Source organism: Amycolatopsis kentuckyensis, from assembly GCF_002155975.1.
Taxonomy (GTDB): domain Bacteria; phylum Actinomycetota; class Actinomycetes; order Mycobacteriales; family Pseudonocardiaceae; genus Amycolatopsis; species Amycolatopsis kentuckyensis.
In genome coordinates this window covers 35,870-54,432 of record NZ_MUMI01000095.1, presented here as the reverse complement: position 1 = coordinate 54,432, position 18,563 = coordinate 35,870, and the positions used below count along the sequence as shown (strand labels likewise).

The window sequence follows — 18,563 nt, the reverse complement described above, 5'->3', positions numbered from 1 at the left end:
GTGGAGAAGTCTAGCGGACGGTGTCGCGGGCTTTTCGGGGGGCCGACTTATGCGGCTCGGTCGACCCCGATCCGCGCGGGACCAGCGTCAACAGGCTCGCTTCCGGCGGGCAGGCGAACCGGGCCGGCGCCCACGGTGACGTCCCCAGCCCGGCCGAGACGTGCAGCCACATGTGCGCACCCCACCTCGACGCCCCGCGTGCCCGGCTGCGATCCAGGTCACAGTTGGTGACGATCGCGCCGTAACCCGGGAGCCGGAGCTGGCCGCCGTGGGTGTGGCCCGCGAGGACGAGGTCGTAACCGTCCGTGGCGAACGTGTCCAGCACCCGCGGCTCCGGCGAGTGCGTGACGCCGAGGCGGACGGCCGCGCCGCTGTCGGCCGGGCCCGCGATGTCGGCGTAGCGGTCGCGGCGCAGGTGCGGGTCGTCGACGCCGGCCGCGAACACCCGCTGCCCGCCGACGTCGATCGTGCGGCGGACGTGCGTCAGGTCGGTCCAGCCGTGCTCGACGAACGCCGCCCGCAGGTCGCGCCACGGCAGCTGGACGCCGTGGATGCGCTTCTTCTTGCCCTGCGGCATCAGGTAGCGGGCCGGGTTCTTCGGCTTGGGCGCGTAGTAGTCGTTGCTGCCGAAGACGAACACGCCGGGCCGGTCGAGCAGTGGGCCCAGCGCGCGCAGCACCGCCGGGACGGCCGTCCGGTGCGAGAGGTTGTCGCCGGTGTTGACGACGAGGTCCGGGTTCAGCTCGTCCAGCGCGGCGACCCAGCGCTGCTTGCTGTGGTGACCGGGCAGCATGTGCAGGTCCGAAACGTGCAGGATGGTGAACGGCCGGGACCCCGGCGCCAGCACCGGCAGTTCGGCGGTGCGGAGGGTCCAGCGGCGCCGTTCGATCCCGACGGCGTAACCGAGGGTGGCGGCGCCGAGCGCCACCGTCCCCGCGGCGAGGCGCGCCGCCGTCGCCCCCGACGTGCGTGTGTTACTGAGCGTGCTCACAGCACCCAGGATACGTGCTCAACAGTTGGATGACTTCGCCGCCGTTACGGGGAACCTCGTGCTTAACATCTGCGTCGGCCCGAAGACGGGTACTGAGCCGGGGGGCTTGGGGAGAACGATGGAGCAGTTCGGGCCGTACCGGATCGAAGGCCTGCTGGGCCGCGGCGGCATGGGCGAGGTCCACCGCGCGTACGACACCGCGCACGACCGCGTGGTCGCGCTGAAGCTGCTGTCCGAGCCGTTCGTCACCGACGAAGCCTTCCGCGCCCGCTTCCGCCGCGAGTCGCAGATCGTCGCGCGGCTGCGGGAACCGCACGTGATCCCGATCCACGCCTACGGCGAGATCGACGGCCGCCTGTACCTCGACATGCGGCTCGTCGAAGGCCGCGACCTGAAGGAACTCCTGGCGGACGGGCCGCTCGACCCCGCGCGGGCCGCCGGGATCGTGACGCAGGTCGCGGGCGCGCTCGACGCCGCCCACGCGGACGGCCTGGTGCACCGCGACGTCAAGCCGTCGAACGTGCTCGTGACGGACGCGGACTTCGTGTACCTGGTGGACTTCGGCATCGCGCGGTCGATGACGGCGGAGGGGACGTCGATCACCGGCACCGGCAACGTGATCGGCACCCTCGACTACATGGCGCCGGAACGCTTCGGCGACGCCCCGATCACCGGTCTCGTCGACGTCTACGCGCTGGCGTGCGTGTTCTTCGAGTGCCTCACCGGGCACCGCCCGTTCCCGGCGGAGGGCGCGGCGGCGCAGATGGGCGCGCACCTGACCGCGCCGCCGCCGCTGCTTTCGCGGGCCCGCCCGGGGCTGCCGGCGGCGCTGGACGCGGTGGTGGCACGCGGGATGGCGAAGAACCCGGCCGACCGCCACCGGACGGCGGGGGCGTTCGCCGACGCCGTCCAGGCGGCGATCACCGCGCCCGCCCCGCCGATCCCGACCTGGCAGAAGACGCTGCCGGGCTTCGTGCCGCAGGTGGCGCCGCCACCGAAGACGGTGCCGGGCTTCGTGCCGCACGCCGCTCCGGCGCCGATGACCCCGCCGCGGCCGATGCCGCTCCCGACGGCGCCGCGCCCGGGTCCGGTCACCGGGCCGCCGCCGGCCGCGAAGTCGCAGCGGAACCGGTGGATCGCGTTGTGCGCCGCGTTGGCCGGAGTCGTCGTGGTGGCGCTGGTGATCACGTACGTCGTGACGCGGGACAGGACGACCCAGACGGCCGGTCCGACGAACCCGCCGACCACCGGCGAAACCTCCACGCCGCCAACGGAAACGTCGCCCGACCAACCGTCCACTTCGGAATCCCCGAAAACTGCGGAATCGAAGCCGCCGCACGACGACCGCCTGGCCGCCGCGCTGCCGCCGATCTACCGGACGTGCACCGACGCGGCGGCGCCCGCCGGAGCGGCCGCGGCGGTCGAGTGCGCCGGTTCGACCGTCGGCGACGTCAGGATCGGCAACGTCTGGTTCCCGGAGCCGACCGGCGCGCGATTCCTCCGCTTCGCCGACGCCGCGGCGATGGACGCGTTCTTCCAGAACATCGTGAAGACGCAGGGCCTCACCCGCAATGACGCGCAGGGCGCGTGCCGTCCGGACAAATACCCCAAAATCTGGGGCACGTACTACCGGGCGGAGGTCCGCAACCCGGTCCCGGGCGAGTACCTGACCTGCTTCCGGGATGACCCGGCCCAGCTGGTGTGGACGGAGAAGAAGAACTTGGTGGCAGGCATCCTGCTGTCCACGAAGATCACCACCGACGACGAGCTGGACAAGCTCTACCAGTGGTGGAACACGGAGATCCTGTCGGAGATGCCCCCGAGCTGATCACCCGGGCAGCGTATTGATCGTCGTGCGGCGAACTGGCTGAATACGTTTGAAGAGGGGGCGAAGCCGGCAGCCGTTGCCGGTCGTCATCAGCTGGGGTTTTCGCACCGCGCCCGTTTCCGGCGCGGTGTTTTCCGTGCGAGCAGGTTCATGGCCCGCTGCATCGAGGGGGATCAGTGAAGTCCAGTCGTCCACGGCTCCGATGGGCGGCCGCGTTCGCGGTCGCGATCTCGGTGAGCGCCGCCGTCTCGGCGCCGGCGTCCGCCGCACCGAACGTCCCGAACCCGGAGACCGACACCCGGGCCGCGGCCCCGCCACGGGCCACCGCCCGCAGCGTCGGCGCGGCGGAACGCGCTCCCGGCTGGGACCGTTCGGCCGACCGGGCCTGGACCACCAGCGGTGACTCGGACGGCTTCCACCTCCTGGTCGCCGACGAGGCGAAAGCCTACGAGTGGCACACCGTCGCCACGCTGTCCGAGCCGGGTTTCGACGCCGACACGTGGATCGGCAACGTCTGCGTGACCGGATCGGCCCACCACGCGGTCGTCGCCTACGCCCCGCGCACCTTCACCAACAAGACCGAGCTGTTCGACCGCGGCGCGTTCACCGCCGTCGTCGACCTCGGCACCGGTGCGGTGCGGAAGCTGCCGGTCCGGACCAGCCTCGCCTACTTCAACCCGTCCTGCGGCACCGGCGATGCCGCCGTGCTGACGCAGGCCGGCGACGAAGACCTCGGGAAGACCCGGCTGCTGCGCCTCGACGCGGCTTCCGGCAAGCTCGCCGCACCCGTCGACGTCGCGGGACAGCTGACGTCGGCGGTGCCGACGGCGCACGGCCTGATCGGCGCGACCAAGGACGCCCTCGTCCGGGTCACCGAAACCGGCGCCCTGCAGCGGGTCGCCCCGGCGTCCGGAGTGCCCTACGCGCTGGCCGCCGACGCCGACGGCGGCGTGGTCTACCTCGACCACGACGGGACGCAGAACGCCAAGGCCCGCCGGGCGGTGCTCGCCGGCGACGGATCGGTCACCACCCGGACCCTCGCCACCGGCGCGCGGACCGCGCTGGGCGTGACCTCGGGCCGCGGTGGCCGGGTCGCCGTCACCGGCGCCAAGAAGGCCACGGGCGCGGCGCTCCCCGCCGCCGTCTCGCTGCTCGACGTGCCGAAGGACGCGACGGTGTCCACCGAAGGCCGGCTCGCCGTCACCGAGGTGGTCAAGCCGGGCGCGCCCGACCCGCGGCAGGCGCCCGCGGGCGCCCAGGCCGTCAACATCACCGCGACCGTCCTGCCCACCCGCAAGCAGGTCACGCTCGTCGCCGAAACGGACACCGCGCCCGCGGCCGGCCGGGTGACCAGCCCGGCGCCGGCCGGCACGTCGGCCGGCGCGACCACCAACGGCAACCCCACCGACCCGTCCGACTCGGCCGACCGCTACTGCAGCGTGCCCCGCACCGACTCGCGCAACCAGGCGATGCAGCCGAAGCCCCGGCAGGTCGAGTGGGCGGTCGACCAGGCCGTCCGCGGCGCGCTGACGGTGCAGCGGCCGGCGAACTGGAAGAACCTCGGCATGCCGGCGTACACGCCACAGGGCCTGTTCCCCAAGGTGGACCTGGCCGGCGGCGGGTTCGTGCCCGCGCAGGTGATGCTGGGCATCACGGCGCAGGAGTCGAACATGTGGCAGGCCGCGCGGTCCTCGGTGCCCGGCACCACCGGCAACCCGCTGATCGGCAACTACTACGGCATCAACTACTACAACGGCAACGCCGCGGACGACTGGACGATCGACTGGGCGAAGGCCGACTGCGGGTACGGCGTCACGCAGGTGACCGACCACATGCGACTGGCGGGCAAGGAGAAGGGCCCGGGTGACGAGGCCTGGCCGTACCAGACGCAGCGGGCGGTGGCGCTGGACTTCGCCGCGAACGTGGCCGCCGGTGCCCAGATCATCTCGAACAAGTGGAACGAGGTCCGCTCCGCCGGCCTCGTCGTCAACAACGGTGACGTCTCCCGGATCGAGAACTGGTTCTTCGCGATCTGGGCCTACAACTCCGGGTTCCACCCCGCGTCGGGGACGGCGCCGTGGGGGCTCGGCTGGGGCAACAACCCCGCGAACCCGCGGTTCCTCGACAGCCGGCTCCCGTTCCTCGAGTACACCTACGCCGACGCGGCGCACCCGCAGTACTGGCCGTACCCGGAGAAGGTGCTCGGCTGGGCCGGGCACCCGGTCAACCTGATCGAGACGCCGGGCACCATGGTCGCCGGCTTCCGGCCGTCGTGGTGGAACACCGTCGACAACCGGATCGCGGTCAAGCCGCCGGTGAACCAGTTCTGCGACGACAGCAACGAATGCCACCCGGGCGAGAAGAACGTGCCGGACTACGCGGGTACGGGCCCGGACGACCCGGCCAACGTCGTCGGCGAACCCGCCGGCCCGTGCGCGCACAAGACCGGCGGCAAGTTCGACCTGAAGTGCTGGTACCACCAGTCGAACACGTGGAAGCCGGACTGCGACTCCTCGTGCGGGTACGAACTGCTCCGGTTCGACCCCGGTTACGCCTACCAGGACGACGCCAACAGCTACCCGCCGAACTGCAGCACGGCCGGGCTGCCGTCGAACGCGCTGATCGTCGACGACGCGAACGGCGCCCCGCCCGTCCGGAACAACTGCGCGCAGACCTGGACCAACGCGGGCAGCTTCCAGCTCAGCTATTCCGACGACGGAACCGGGCACTACCCGGGGAAGGTGGACACGCACCAGCTCGGCGGCGGCTTCGGCGGTCACTTCTACTTCGGCCACACGCGCACGTCCGCCGTCGAAGGCGGCCGGCTGAAGGTGACCGGGACGTGGTCGCTGACCAACCCGCTCACCGCCTGGGCGCGGGTCATGGTGCACCTGCCGGACATCGGCGCCCAGACGCAGCAGGCGCGCTACGACATCAGCCTGGGCGACGGGCAGAGCCGGCACCGGTACCTCAACCAGCAGATCCAGCGCAACGGCTGGGTGTCGATCGGGGTCTACCCGTTCGCCGGGCGGCCGAGCGTCTCGATGAGCTCGCTGACCGAGGACGGCACCGGCGACCTCGACGTCGCCTGGGACGCGATCGCGTTCCAGCCGCTGCCGGCCAAGCCGACGAACATCGTCGCGGCGCTGGGCGACTCCTACTCGTCGGGTGAGGGCGCCGGCAACTACGCGACCGAATCCGACGCCAACCACGGCAACGCCGAGTGGAACGCCTGCCGCCGCAGCGCGAACGCCTGGCCGCGCAAGATGGTGATCCCCGGCTCGGGCGGTCCGCTGGGCACGCTGTCCGACCAGTGGAACACGAACAGCGAACTCGGGTTCGTCGCCTGTTCCGGAGCGTGGACGTGGAACGTGTCCGGGCGGTGGAACGGTTCGGGCTCGATCCCGACGTCGTGGATCCACCCGGAGCAGTACGAGAAGGGCGACGGCCAGTTCCACGAGATCAACCAGGTGGCGTCCGGGGTGCTCACCCCGGAAACCACCCTGGTGACCCTGACGATCGGCGGGAACGACGAGAACGCGTTCGTCAACGCCCTGATGGACTGCGCGTACCCGACCAACTGCGCCGACGACGAGTACCTGCCGAAGTACAAGGCCATCTTCGACCGCACGAAGACGCGGATCGCGGACACGATCCGCGCCATCCGCAGCGAGGCGCCGAACGCGCGGATCGTGCTGACGGCCTACCCGGAGCCGTTGAGCCGCACGGTGAAGTGCGGTGGCTCCTGGTACTTCGACATGTCCGAGGTGCACGCCATCGCCGAGCTGACCAACTACGCCCGCGACAAGGAGGCCGAGGTCGTCACGCAGCTGCGGGGCGAGGGCATCACCGTCGACGCCGCCGACCCCATCCCCGCCTTCGTCGGCCACGGCGGGTGCGACGACCCGGAGTGGATCAACAAGATCGTCCTCGGCCCCAATGGCGAGGGGGACTTCCACAGCGGCGACAACCCGTCCCCGTTCTGCTTCTGGGACATCTTGGGCGGAGCGTGCCTGAGCCGCGAGATGTTCCACCCCAACGCGGCGGGGACGACGGGCTACGCTCAGGTGATGGAACAGCGCCTGGCCCAGCTCCACTACCCGAGCTGATGACCGGACCGGGACGGCGGGCGAAGCCGCTGCGCGTGCTCTTCTGGGCCCTCCTCGGCGCGGTACTGGCCGGGGCGGCGGGAGTGGTGCTGCTCTTCACCGTCGTCCCGGCCCGGGTGCAGGACAAGGTCACGGAGCCGCACGTGGTCGGCACGGAGGCCCCGGAGATCGCCGCCGGCCTGGAGAAGCTGACCCCGGCGGAGCGAACGCAGGACGGCGCGCTCCGCCGCGCGGCGGCCATCGACGGCGCGTCGGCGATCGGCATCAGGCGGGACACCGCGGGGGCGACGGTGGTCGTCCGGCTCGTGTCCCCGGACCCGGACCACCAGATCTGCTATTCGTTCGCGGTCCCGCCGGCGGCCGGGACGCCGGTGCGGTACGACCGGTTGCCGAGCTGTCCCGGAACCAGTCCGCCGGCTTGATTTCCGGCTCGGGCGGCCCGCGTCCCTTCAGCCGGTCTTCACGATTTCGTCGAGGCCGGGACTGAAGGACGGGTCGTCCGGGCACGGCCGGTCGGCCAGTGTCACCGGGTCGGTGCCGGCGGCACGGGTGACGTAGGCGACGCACAGCCGGACCCGGTGTTCCTGGCCCTGGTCGGACCATGGTTCGTCGAAGTGCGTCCGGACCTCGAACCCGTTGTCCCGCAACACTGTTTCGGTGGGGTTGGGCGGGGTGAGGTAGGCCGAGACCCGCTGGGCGGCCTGCCGCGGGTCGGAGCTGCGGGTCGCCGGGTCCGCGACGATGTCGGCCAGATCCTTGGCCGCCAGGCCGCGGACGTTGCCGATGGCGTGCTCGCGGGCGGCGTTCCTGGCGTGATCCCGCCAGGACTGGCAGGCCGCGGGAACGGCGAACAGGACTATTGCCGCCGTTCCCGCTCCCGCGACCAGCCGCCATTTCACTGATCGAGATTACCAGTCGTGCAATGTCCGCTCAAGAACCTGGGTGTAGAGGGTCGAACCGTATTCGTTGGGGTGGAACGATTGCTGGCTCACCGGCTGCTTGGCGTCTCCGTGTGAGAACCGGGTGACCGTGGAGTGAATGGCTTCGGCGGTGCCGCAGGCGCCCTTGCCGTCGAACACCGGAACGGGATCGGCGAATCTGATGTTGCGGCCGCTGTCCCGCAGTTTCGTCACCTCCTGGGACTGCAGGTCGTGGAGCTGGCCGGCGATGCCGCGGAACCACGTGATCGAACTGCTGCCGAAGAGCGCGGTGCAGGGCGCGGCGTTTTCGATCGGTTGCGGGTAGCCCATGAACAGCAGGGCCGCGTTCGGTGCGGCCGCCATCACGTTGTCGATGGTCTTTTCCATGTCCGGTATGACATTGCTGGTCAACAACGCCGGAATGGTCTGGGAAACCGGCTTGCCGTCGTTGTCGAGTGACATGTCGGCGCACGAACCACCGACGTGCGCCGGAAAGTAGGTCACGCAATTGTTGAGGATGTCCGTGAACCGTGCGTCGTTCCCGCCGATCGACAGCGTGACCAGGTTCGTGTACTGGTCGAGATAGCCTTGGTCGAGCTGGGCGGGTTCACCGTATTCGCCGGCGTCGCCCCGCCACAGGTTGTGACCACGCGCGCCTTGGCAAGCCGTCATGTGGTAATCGAGTGACGGGTCGAAGGTGTCCGCCCGGCTGCCGATGCTCTGCCCCGGGTTGTCGCTCAGCTTGCCGAGGCGTGACCACGCATCACTGGACCGGTGGCACGCGTTGCGCAGGGTCTTGTCGTTGCCGTCGTGGTCGCTTTCCCGGTAGTAGGCCCAGGAATCGTCGGGCGTGACCCCTTCGCCGGACGAGTACGAGTCGCCCATCGCGACGATCTGGTTCGCGGGCTTGCCGGGCAGTGGCTGGAAGGCGACGGCGTCCCAGGAGACGTCGTCGACGCCGTTGGGCAGGTCACCGATGTAGTTCGCGTGCGTCAGGTTGTCCAGGGAGACACTGGGGACGCCGGCGAACTTGAACGCGCCGAGCGAACGCCAGCTGCCCGCTTGGGGATGCCGGTTCTCGTCGAGGTAACCCCCTTCCGAGACCGAGCGCAGGGGTGAGGTGCTGTCCGAGCCGTTGACCCGGTACCACGCCTGCGGGGTGGTCGCGCCGTGGTCCGGGACGTACACGAGCACCCGGGCCCAGCCGTTGATCGGCTGGTCGAGCGTCCACGTCCCGGTGACCTTGTGCTTGGCGTTGACCAGGGTGTCCTTCCAGGTGTGGGCGAACCAGAAGTGCCCGCGGTAGCCGGTGTCGAGCTGGTGGAAGTCGATCTTCGACGGGTAGTTGCCGGCGTTGTCGGGGGCGAAGCTGAACGTCAGGGAGCCGTGGCTGACCGCACCCGCGCCGCAGCCGTTCCTGGTGCGGGTGCCGGGCGCGACGTCGTCGACGATCAGGAAGCCACCCGAACCCGGCGGGGTCGAGCAGTCCGATCGGTAGAACTGCCCCGGCTGGGGTTCGGCTTCGCCCGGCGAGTGGATCACCGCTTCCGTGCCGAGCAGAGCGGCACTGGGCTGCCACGTCGACGACGCGTGCCAGAAGCAGGCGAGGTCGTCGCGGAGGCAGTGGCTGGCCACGGTGCCCGGGAAGTTGCCGGGTACGTGGGTCTTGGCCGGGTCGCAACCGTTCTGCGCGGGTGCGCAGAACGTCAGGAGGGCCGGAACGCTCGGCTTCCCGTTCGGGAACGCGGCCTTCACGAAGGTGGCGCTGTACTGGCCCGCCGACCAGTTGTAGCGGACCAGCGAGTTCTTCGCGAAGCCGATGACCCGCTCCGGGTAGGTCCAGTCGGCCGGGTGCTTGGCGTCGTTGCAGTTGCCTCCTGTGTCCTGTTGTTCCGTCTTGCAGCTGGTCAGGTTGTCCAGGAAGCCCTTGCGGTCCTGGATCAGGTCCTGGTTGGCCATGTTGTTGGACCAGCCGAGCCCGTAGACGTCCGGGTGGCTGTTGGGGTCGGTCGGGTCGTTCAGCTTGTGCCAGCCGCTGTTGTACGCCCAGAGCGCGAACCACCAGTTTTCGATGTACCGCGGGTCGGCGTTGTTCGCGACCACCCCGAGGTCCTTCATCTGGTTCCACTTGTCGATGAGGATGTTCAGCCCGGCGGCGATGTTGGCGGCGTAGTCCACGGTGAGCGCGACCTGCTGGTCGTGGCTGTACACCGTGGTTCCGTCGCCCACGGTCATTCCGGTGGTGACCTGGGTCGCGCCGTAGCCGCAGTCGGCTTTGGCGAAGTTCACCGAGTCGACGCCGACGTTGCGGCCGTAGAAGCCGCCCTGCTCGAAGTTCGCGCTTTCGCCGTCGACGGCGTGCGGGCTCGCCTGCCACATGTTGGACTCCTGGGCCATGATGCCCAGCAGGACCTGCGCCGGCACCAGGCCGCCGCCGCGAAGGGCGTGCATCGGGAAGAGCCCCTGCGGGGTGTAGGCCGGGAGGGCGGAACCGTTGTACCCGGCCGGGCGGGCCACCGTGAGCGCGCCCTTGACGGCGAGGTCCGCGGCCCACTCGGCCATCTGCGGCGTTTCCTGCAGCGACTGGATGCGCGGATCGTTGCGCGGGATCGCGCACTTGCGGTTCGGGTCCGTGGTGTCGTCGCCGGTGCCGGACGGCTGAGCGCCACCGGGTCCTGCGGTCTTCGCGACGGCGGGCGAGTCGGCGCTGCCCTGTTCCGGGTGCAGCGCGGCGGGGGCCACCTCGAACTTCGGCTCGGCGCCGGTCGACAGGACCCGCGCGGCGATCCGCACCGGCGTGACGCCGGCGGGCCGCGGTGCGGATCCCGGTGCGGCGGGGTCGCCGGGCAGCGCGGAATCGACGCCGAGGGCGCCGGTGGTCGAGAGCTCCGAGTCGGCGGGCACCTTCGCCGCCTGCCAGCCCGCGGGCGCGGACGGCATCGCGGCGTCCGGCCCCTGCAGGAACACCCGGCCGGCGGAGCCGTGCAACTGGACCGAGCCCTGCGGTGCCTCGGTGACGACCGCGTCGACGCCGTCGGCGTACCGGTGGACAGCGGTCTCGGAGGCGGTCTGGGTCTGGTAGCCGACCCCACCGGAGGCGTCCACGACCAGCCGGAACGCGCCACCGGGCGTGTACGCCACCGGCTTGACCGCGCCGTCGGCGCCGACGGACACGAGGTTGTCGCCCTTGGCCGCGACGACACCCTTGCCGGTGGGGACGGCGGACGTCACCTGGCCGACGGTGTCCACAGTGGACGTGATGCGGCCGGCCGCGGCGTCCACGGTGAACAGCCGGGAGACGTACTGGCCCTTGCGGGCGAAGTTCTGGGTGAGCATCGCCTGCTCGCCGGCGCCGCAGCCCGGGTTGTAGTAGGCGATGGACACGGGCTCCGGGAGTTTCGTGACCGCACCGGTGTCCAGGTCGACGACCGCGGCGAGCGCACCGTGGTGGTAGCGGTCCTCGTCGTTCACGAGCTGACGCGGCGCGTAGACGACCACGGCCCGCTTCCCCGACGAGGTGACGCAGGTCCGGCCGATCCACCGGTCGGTGTCCGTGCCCGTTTCGGTCAGGGTGGCGGCGGTGCGCCAGGCGTAGCCGTCCTTGGCGTCGGCGACCAGGACGTGGAAGCCCGAGGCGTCCCCGTTGCTGGTCACGGCCCGGTCGGGGGAGCCGGCCCAGCCCGTTCCGAGCACTTCGGACCGCTGTGCGGCCGGAACGGACGAAGCGGCCGGGGCTTCGGCGCCCACCGAGCCGGTCGGCCCGGACGGCGGTGCGGCCTCGGCGGCGGGTGCGGTGATCATCGCGCAGGCCACGGCAGCAGCCGCGGCCGAAGGTAGCGAGCGCAGTCTTCGACGCGCGGTTCGGTGGACAGGAAGCATGGGGGATACCTACCTCGAAGCGAGAGAGCGGCAGCGGAAAAAGTGCCGGGGTGCGTCGTTTCCGAAAAAAACGCGGCGCGCCCGGAATTCCGGCAAAGGCGACGGCCGGCCGGCGAATTGCGTTGCGAATGCGGTCGCGGGCCACGGAAGGAGCGATCGCTCCTGTGTTCGACGGCCGGATCGGCGCTCGGCGGCGCCGCATGCTCACCCCCTCCCCAGGGTTGGCGGCCACGCTCGAACCCGCAGGCGTTGCTGCAGGTCATGGCAGTAAACACCGGGCGGGCGCTGGTGATCAAGGGGCCGTAAGAGTGGTGTGAGGTCACCGCCTGCGACGTGGCGCGGCGAGTCTGCCGTCACTCGAACGGCCGATTGAGCAAAAGTTGTGCGGCGTGGATAACTTGGGCCGGGGAGGAATGGCGTAGGCCCGCTCGGTCGGGCCGAAGATTGTGCCGAATCGCCCTGCATGTCCGTTTTATCGCGGCGAATCGCGGCCTGCCGCGGTGGTATCGGAAAACGCCGCTGGAAATCTGTCACGGAAAGGTGATCATGCACAGGGTCAAGCGAGTGCTCGGGGTGTTGACGGCAGTGGCCGCCGTACTGGTCGGCTCGGGCGGGGTCGCGCTGGCCTCGAACGACTCCGTGGAAAGCGTGACGTCGTGCCCGGACTGGCTGCGCGGCTATCCCTCGTGCGCCAACACGCTCACGTCGGTCAACCTGCGGACCGGTGCGAGTTCGAAGAGCGGCTACATCCTCACCATGCCCGGCGACTACCCCTTTTCGCTCGGCTGCTGGACGACCGGGGAGCCGATCAACGGCGACAGCGTCTGGTACTACGGCCTTTACCAGCACGACGAGAACGCCGTTCCGGTCTGGACCTACGGCTGGGTGACCGGCTACTGGCTGGCCACCGGGCACGACCCCGCGCCGGGGATCGCGCACTGCTGAGCGGGAACAGCCGAGCGGGCCACGGCGGTTCGTGCCGTGGCTCGCTCGAGGATTTCGGCCAGGGGGCGTTGGGCCCATTTTGGGAATGCGTCTCCGAGTGCGGTCGTCGAATTGCGGGGAATGTCGCCGAAAAGTGGTTCAAACCAGCCGTTCAAACCCTCCTCGGGCCGAGGTGACCGCAGCGGCTCGAACGGCATCGCCACAGCGTGCGTCACTCGATCGGTGGATTGAGGAAATGCTGCCGCGCGCGGCTATGCTCCGTTCGGGAGGAGGGGGCGGTGCCCCTCGAATGGGCACCGGTCGTCGAGCCGTCGGCTCATTCTCGACTCTCGTTCGCGGTAGTTCCCCGGTGAATCGAGGATTTGATGCGCATAATTTCCGGAAAAGCGTCGGCGCTGGCCGCCGCGCTGGCTGCGGTGGCGGCCGTGCTCGTCCCGGCGGGGACGGCGTCGGCGAGTGTCGCCGACTGCGCCGGCGGCGCCAACGGCTTCATCGACATCTCCGACGACGGTGCGGCCGACTACCGCCCGGTCGGGCCCGAGCTCCTCTGGTCCGACGGGACCCGGGTGAACCTGTTCTTCGGCACGTTCGGCGGGCGGACGCGCGGGTACGCCGAGCTGTGGAACGGCACCTGGAACGTGCCGGTGACCGGCACGGTCTGGATGGACTGGTCGCGCGACGGCGGCCGGACCTGGCTCCAGTGCGGCCCCTTCGGCAACCCCAAGAACAAGGCCAGCATCACCTCGGCGGCCCAGCTGACGAACCCGAGCACCAGCTGGGTGTTCCGGGCGGGCGGCTACCACAACGGGCAGCAGATCCTCACCGGCTGGTACTGAGCGGAAAAGCCGGAAGGGGCCCGCGTGCGCCGCGGACCCCTTCCGGCTTTCGCGACGGCTACCGGGCGCCGCCGCCCATGTACTGCGGATCCGGCTGCGGTAGCTCCTGGATCGGCTGACTGGCGTCCATGATGTTCTTCATCGCGCCGAACCAGGTGCGGGCCGGGGTCTTGCCACCGAAGATGTTGCCGCTCGGGCACACGCGGACGTTGCCCGGGCCGGCGTCGCAGATACCGCCCTGGCCGCCGCCGAACTTGAACGTCATCGCCGCGCCCGCGAGCTGGGGCGTGCCGCCGACGAAGGTCGCCGAGACGTTGCCCTGCGTGGTGCCCGTCTTGCCGATCATCGGCCGGTTCCAGCCGACGCTGTTGGCCGCCTGGAACGACGTGCCGCCCGCCTGGTCGTCCTTGCTCATGCCCACGGCGAGGGTGTTCGCCAGCGGTTCGGGCACGGCCTGCTCGCACGGCGCTTCCTTGACCGGCACCGGTTTGCCGTTGCGGTCGGTCACCCCGCCGATCGGCGTCGGCGGGCACCAGACGCCGCCGGAGAGGATGGTCGCCGCGACGTTGCCGAGTTCCAGGCCGCTCAGCGGGCTGAAGCCCAGGGTGAACGCGCCGAAGCCCGCCCAGCCGGGGCGTGGGCCGTAGTACTCGGCCTGGCTTTGGCTCTTCTCGGCCTTGTCCGACTTCGGGTCGACCGTGCCGCCGCCGATGTTGCTCGCCATGGTGTCGCGCATGCCGAGGCGCCGGGCCATGTCGATGCCGGGACCGGTGCTGCCGAGCCGGTCCTCCAGCTCGACGAACGTGGTGTTGGGCGAGGTGGCCAACGCCGTCTGGACCGTCGCGCCCTGGGCGATCCGGCTGTAGTCGGCGGCGTTCCCCACGCAGTACCAGTTCGAGTTGCCGGCCTTCGGGCAGGTCTTCGCGCCACCCAGGAACACGTGCGAGGTGTAGGACTCCGGCACCTCCACCGGTGTGTAGATCCCGGCGAGCCCCTTCTCCAGCGCCGCCGCCGTGGTGAAGATCTTGTACGTCGACCCCGCGCCACCGGTGTTGTACACGCCGGTGGGCAGGGCATACGTCGTCTGTCCCGCGCCCTGGTCCTGGCCGTAGTCGCGGTTCGAGGCCAGTGCCACCACCTCGTGCCGGTTCTTGCCCGGTTTCACCAGCGACAACGTGTTCGCCACGTACGGCTGGGTCTTCTTGACCTGCGCCTCCGCCGAGACCTTCGCCTCGTGGTTGGCGCGCTCGTCCAGCGTGCTCTTGATGGTGTAGCCGCCGGTGTAGAGCTGGTCCTTGGTCATCCCGCCGGCCTTGAGGAGGTAGTCCTCGACGTACTGGCAGAAGAAGCCCGCCTCCGGGCCCGCGCCGATGCAGTTGGCCGGCGGCTTCTTCGGGGTGTCCGCGACCACGCCCAGCGGCTCGCCCTTGAAGCGGTCCGCGTCGGCCTTGGCCAGCTTCTTGTTGTCCACCATCCGGTCGAGCACCAGGTTGCGGCGCGCGGTGGCCTTGTCCGGGTGCTTCCACGGGTCGTTGTTGATCGGGTTGTTCACCAGGCCGGCCAGCAGCGCCGCCTGCGGCACGGTGAGCTTCTCCGGGGTCGTGTCGAAGTACGCGTGCGCCGCCGCGCCGATGCCGTAGATCTGCCGGGAGAACTCGACGATGTTGAGGTAGCCGGCCAGGATCTGCTGCTTGGTCAGCTTCGTCTCGAGCTGGATCGCGATCCGCGCTTCCTTGAGCTTGCGGGCGATCGACTGCTCCTGGGCCTTCTTCTGGCCGATCGTGTCGGTCCGGTAGACGACGTTGATCAGGTAGTTCTTCACGTACTGCTGGGTCAGCGTCGAGGCGCCCTGGGTGTCGGCGCCGGTGGTGTTGCTGACGGCCGCGCGCAGCGTGCCCTGCCAGTCGACGCCGTGGTGGTCGTAGAACCGCTTGTCCTCGACCGACACCAGGGCCCACTTCATGGCCTCGTTGATCTGGTTCTCGGTGATCGGCAGCCGGTACTGGTCGTACAGGGTCGCGATCGGCTTGCCGGTGCTGTCGGTGACCGTCGTCACCAGCGGCGGTGGGATGTCCGCGAGATCGGAGGAGGTCTTCTCCACCGTCTCGCTGGCCTGGTTCGACATGACACCGGCGGCCCCCACGACCGGGAAGAGCATGCCGGCGACGAGCACCCCCGCGAGCAGACAGAGGCCGATGAGCTTGAACAAACCATCCGCTTTTCGCACGAGGGCCAGGCTACCCGGAGTGAGTCAGGCGCCGGTGACGCCGTGTCTCCGCAGGTGTGAATTCAGTGACAAAACAGACCCCCTTCGGTGACAACTGGTAACGGAAGGCATTCTGGGTCTCGACGGGGGGAACCGACGGCCCCTACAGTCCGTCAACGTCTCACGAAGACAAGCCGTCGGATGGATCAACGCGGGTGGGAGCTCGCCTGGTCCGAACGGCGGCACCGGCACCGGGGAGGTGCCCGGGTAACCGACGTGAGCTGAGGGAGACACGCTCGCGGGGGCAAGGGAGCGCAGTGCCTTTCCCCGCTGGTGCGTCGATCACCAGGGTAGGGAGCTGGGGGTATGGAAACCAACCAGTCGAGCTGGCGAATCAACGCGTCCTGCCGGGACGCCGATCCGGACGGCCTGTTCGTCCGGGGTGCGGAGCAGAACCGGGCGAAAGCCGTCTGCATGGGCTGCCCGGTCCGCACGGAATGCCTCGCCGAAGCGCTCGACGGCCGGATCAACTTCGGCGTCTGGGGCGGCATGACCGAACGGGAGCGGCGAGCCCTGCTGCGCCGCCGTCCCGACGTGGAGAGCTGGGCGGACCTGCTCGAAGCGGCCAAGCGGGACGCGAAGGAGCGGGTCAAGGTCGGCTGAGCGGCCGCGGGCGGTGCGGTCCTGCTGCCGCGCCGCCCGTGCCGCTTCAGCCGGCGAGCTTCACGCCGATGTCGCGCAGGCCGTCGAGGTCGTGCACGTCGCCGGCCAGCGCGGGCACCCGGGCCAGCGCCACTTCGGGGTGGGCCCGGGTGAACCGGGCGAGCAGCCGTTCTTCGCGCGCGGCCAGGCCGACCCGGTCGGCGTGCAGCCGCAGCACCGCCTCGGCCAGCGGGGCGTTCGTGTCGCCCTCCTGCAGCGACTCGGCCGCCGCCAGCGCCTCCGCGCCCGACAGCTTCGCCAGCACCGGGTGCGTCCGGTTCGCGATCAACCCCGCCAGCGGCATCGACTCCGACGACAGCCGCTCCACGAAGTAGGACGCTTCGCGCAGCGCGTCCGGCTCCGGCGCGGCCACGACCAGGAACGACGTCCCGGACGAGCGCAGCAGCTCCGCTGTCTTGCGGGCGCGCTCGCGGAAACCGCCGAACATGCTGTCGAAGGCCTGCATGAACGCCGACGCGTCGGTCAGCAGCTGGCCGCCGATGATCGTCGACACGGCCTTGGCGAACATCGAGAACCCGGCGTTGACGACCTTGCGCAGGCCCCAGCCGCCGGCCTTCGCCGGGGCGGTGAGCAGCCGGATCATCCGGCCGTCCAACGCGGAGGAAAGCCGCGTCGGCGCGTCGAGGAAGTCCAGAGCGGACCGGCTCGGCGGGGTGTCCACGATGATCAGGTCCCACTCGCCGGTGGCGGCGAGCTGGCCCAGCTTCTCCATCGCCATGTACTCCTGCGTGCCGGAGAACGACGTGGAAATCGTCTGGTAGAAGGGGTTCTGGAGCAGCTGCTCGGCGCGTTCCGGGCCGGCGTGCACGCGCACCATGTCGTCGAAGGTGCGGCGCATGTCGAGCATCATCGCCCAGAGCTCGCCCTTCGGCTCGAACCCCTCGACCTGCACCTGCCTCGGGTGGTTGCCGAGTTCGCGCAGGCCGAGCGCCTGCGCCAGCCGTCGTGCCGGGTCGATCGTCAGCACCACGGTCTGGCGGCCGCGCTCGGCGGCGCGCAGGGCCAGCGCCGCGGCCGTGGTCGTCTTGCCGACGCCACCGGAGCCGCAGCAGACGATCACGCGGCTTTCCGGGTCGTCCAGCAGTGCGTCGATGTCGATGGTGGTCACAACCGCACCCCCTGGTCGGTCAGGGCTTCGGCCAGGTCGTAGAGGGCGGCGACGTCGATGCCGTCGGTCATGTCCGGCAGCTCGAGGGTCGGCAGATCGGCCTCGGCGAGCTGCTCGCGCGCCCGCTGCTCGGCGGCCACCCGCACGGCATGTTCGACAGTTTCTTCTACAAGCGCGTCCAACGTGTCGTCCGGCAGCTTCAGCCCGGCCGACGCGAGCCCGGTCCGGACGCGGGAGGCGTCGACGCGCCCGTCCGCGGCGGCGGTCACCGACCGGGCGGGCAACCGCGGCGGCCGGACCCGGTTGACCAGCACCGCGCCCGGGCGCAGGTCGGCGCCGTCCAGCTCGGCCACGGCCTCGACGGTCTCGCGCACCGGCATCTCCTCCAGCAGCGTGGCCAGGTGCACGGCGGTCTCCCCGGAGTGCAGCAGGCGGACGACGCCGTCGGCCTGGCCGCGGATCGGGCCGGTCTTCGCGAGGTCGGTCAGCGCCTTGGTGACGTCGAGGAACTTGACGACCCGGCCGGTCGGCGGCGAGTCGACGACGACGGCGTCGTAGGTGTGCCGCCCGTCGGACTCGGTCCGGCCGACGCACTCCTTGATCTTCCCGGTGAGCAGGACGTCCCGCAGGCCCGGCGCGAGCGTGGTCGCGAACTCGATCGCGCCCATCCGCCGCAGCGTCCGGCCGGCGAAGCCGAGGTTGTAGAACATTTCGAAGTACTCGAGCAGCGCGGCCTCGACGTCGATGTGCAGCGCGCGCAGCTCGCCGCCGCCCGGGACGGACGCGATGCGCTGCTCGGCGTAGGGCAGCGGCTCGGTGTCGAAGAGCTGGGCGATGCCCTGCCGGCCCTCGACCTCGATGAGCAGCACCCGACGGCCTTCGCGGGCGAGCGCGAGGCCGAGCGCGGCGGCCAGCGTCGTCTTGCCCGTCCCGCCCTTGCCGGTGACGAAGTGCAGCCGGGCGCGGGCAAGCTCGTCGGTCCAGCCGGCATGGGAAATGGTCACTTCTGCACCCTAAT

Annotated in this window: 13 protein-coding genes; 6 read left to right on the top strand and 7 right to left on the bottom strand. The window is 70.5% G+C overall.

Annotated elements, in window-relative coordinates:
- Positions 1-10: 10 nt before the first annotated feature.
- Entirely contained in the window at positions 11-991 is a 981-nt protein-coding gene (locus CCN39_RS10710) for a metallophosphoesterase (protein ID WP_208630198.1), read from the bottom strand.
- Between the two features lie 118 nt (positions 992-1,109).
- Between CCN39_RS10710 and CCN39_RS10705 the strand changes: the two genes are divergently transcribed.
- The gene (locus tag CCN39_RS10705; RefSeq protein ID WP_086840841.1) at positions 1,110-2,819 is read left to right on the top strand and encodes a serine/threonine-protein kinase; all 1,710 of its coding nucleotides are present in this window, start codon (positions 1,110-1,112) and stop codon (positions 2,817-2,819) included.
- Here the strand turns inward: CCN39_RS10705 and CCN39_RS49340 are convergent, their stop codons facing one another.
- Positions 2,820-3,014, bottom strand: a complete 195-nt coding sequence (locus CCN39_RS49340; RefSeq protein ID WP_143264006.1) for a hypothetical protein — start codon at positions 3,012-3,014, stop codon at positions 2,820-2,822.
- Between CCN39_RS49340 and CCN39_RS10700 the strand changes: the two genes are divergently transcribed.
- Together CCN39_RS10700 and CCN39_RS10695 are read left to right on the top strand one after the other, a co-directional pair.
- Positions 2,996-6,928: a golvesin C-terminal-like domain-containing protein gene (locus tag CCN39_RS10700; RefSeq protein WP_086840839.1), complete on the top strand. Its 3,933-nt coding sequence runs from the start codon at positions 2,996-2,998 to the stop codon at positions 6,926-6,928. The two genes, CCN39_RS49340 and CCN39_RS10700, sit on opposite strands and share 19 nt — an antisense overlap.
- Entirely contained in the window at positions 6,928-7,350 is a 423-nt protein-coding gene (locus CCN39_RS10695; protein WP_086840837.1) for a hypothetical protein, read from the top strand. The genes CCN39_RS10700 and CCN39_RS10695 overlap by 1 nt, the downstream gene beginning before the upstream one ends.
- A 27-nt stretch (positions 7,351-7,377) precedes the next feature.
- On the opposite strand, the gene CCN39_RS10690 is transcribed toward CCN39_RS10695, so the two are convergent.
- A complete protein-coding gene (locus tag CCN39_RS10690) occupies positions 7,378-7,827 on the bottom strand; it encodes a hypothetical protein (protein WP_086840835.1) in 450 nt (149 codons plus the stop codon).
- 9 nt (positions 7,828-7,836) lie between these two features.
- Positions 7,837-11,649 (bottom strand): hypothetical protein, encoded by a 3,813-nt coding sequence (locus CCN39_RS10685; RefSeq protein ID WP_143264005.1) that lies wholly within the window; start codon positions 11,647-11,649, stop codon positions 7,837-7,839.
- Between the two features lie 624 nt (positions 11,650-12,273).
- Here CCN39_RS10685 and CCN39_RS10680 point away from each other — a divergent pair.
- Both CCN39_RS10680 and CCN39_RS10675 read left to right on the top strand, forming a co-directional pair.
- Positions 12,274-12,672 (top strand): hypothetical protein, encoded by a 399-nt coding sequence (locus CCN39_RS10680; protein WP_143264004.1) that lies wholly within the window; start codon positions 12,274-12,276, stop codon positions 12,670-12,672.
- Between the two features lie 365 nt (positions 12,673-13,037).
- Positions 13,038-13,508, top strand: a complete 471-nt coding sequence (locus CCN39_RS10675; protein ID WP_143264003.1) for a hypothetical protein — start codon at positions 13,038-13,040, stop codon at positions 13,506-13,508.
- Positions 13,509-13,566: 58 nt separating this feature from the next.
- Here CCN39_RS10675 and CCN39_RS10670 read toward each other — a convergent pair whose 3' ends face one another.
- Positions 13,567-15,735, bottom strand: coding sequence for a transglycosylase domain-containing protein (locus CCN39_RS10670; RefSeq protein ID WP_244210719.1), 2,169 nt, complete (start codon positions 15,733-15,735; stop codon positions 13,567-13,569).
- Positions 15,736-16,080: 345 nt separating this feature from the next.
- Between CCN39_RS10670 and CCN39_RS10665 the strand changes: the two genes are divergently transcribed.
- Positions 16,081-16,377 (top strand): WhiB family transcriptional regulator, encoded by a 297-nt coding sequence (locus CCN39_RS10665; RefSeq protein ID WP_086840827.1) that lies wholly within the window; start codon positions 16,081-16,083, stop codon positions 16,375-16,377.
- Positions 16,378-16,423: 46 nt separating this feature from the next.
- Here CCN39_RS10665 and bagB read toward each other — a convergent pair whose 3' ends face one another.
- A complete protein-coding gene (gene bagB, locus CCN39_RS10660) occupies positions 16,424-17,545 on the bottom strand; it encodes an ATPase BagB (RefSeq protein ID WP_086840825.1) in 1,122 nt (373 codons plus the stop codon).
- Complete coding sequence (gene bagA / locus CCN39_RS10655) at positions 17,542-18,549, bottom strand: ATPase BagA (protein ID WP_086840824.1); 1,008 nt, start codon at positions 18,547-18,549, stop codon at positions 17,542-17,544. The genes bagB and bagA overlap by 4 nt, the downstream gene beginning before the upstream one ends.
- Positions 18,550-18,563: the final 14 nt, after the last annotated feature.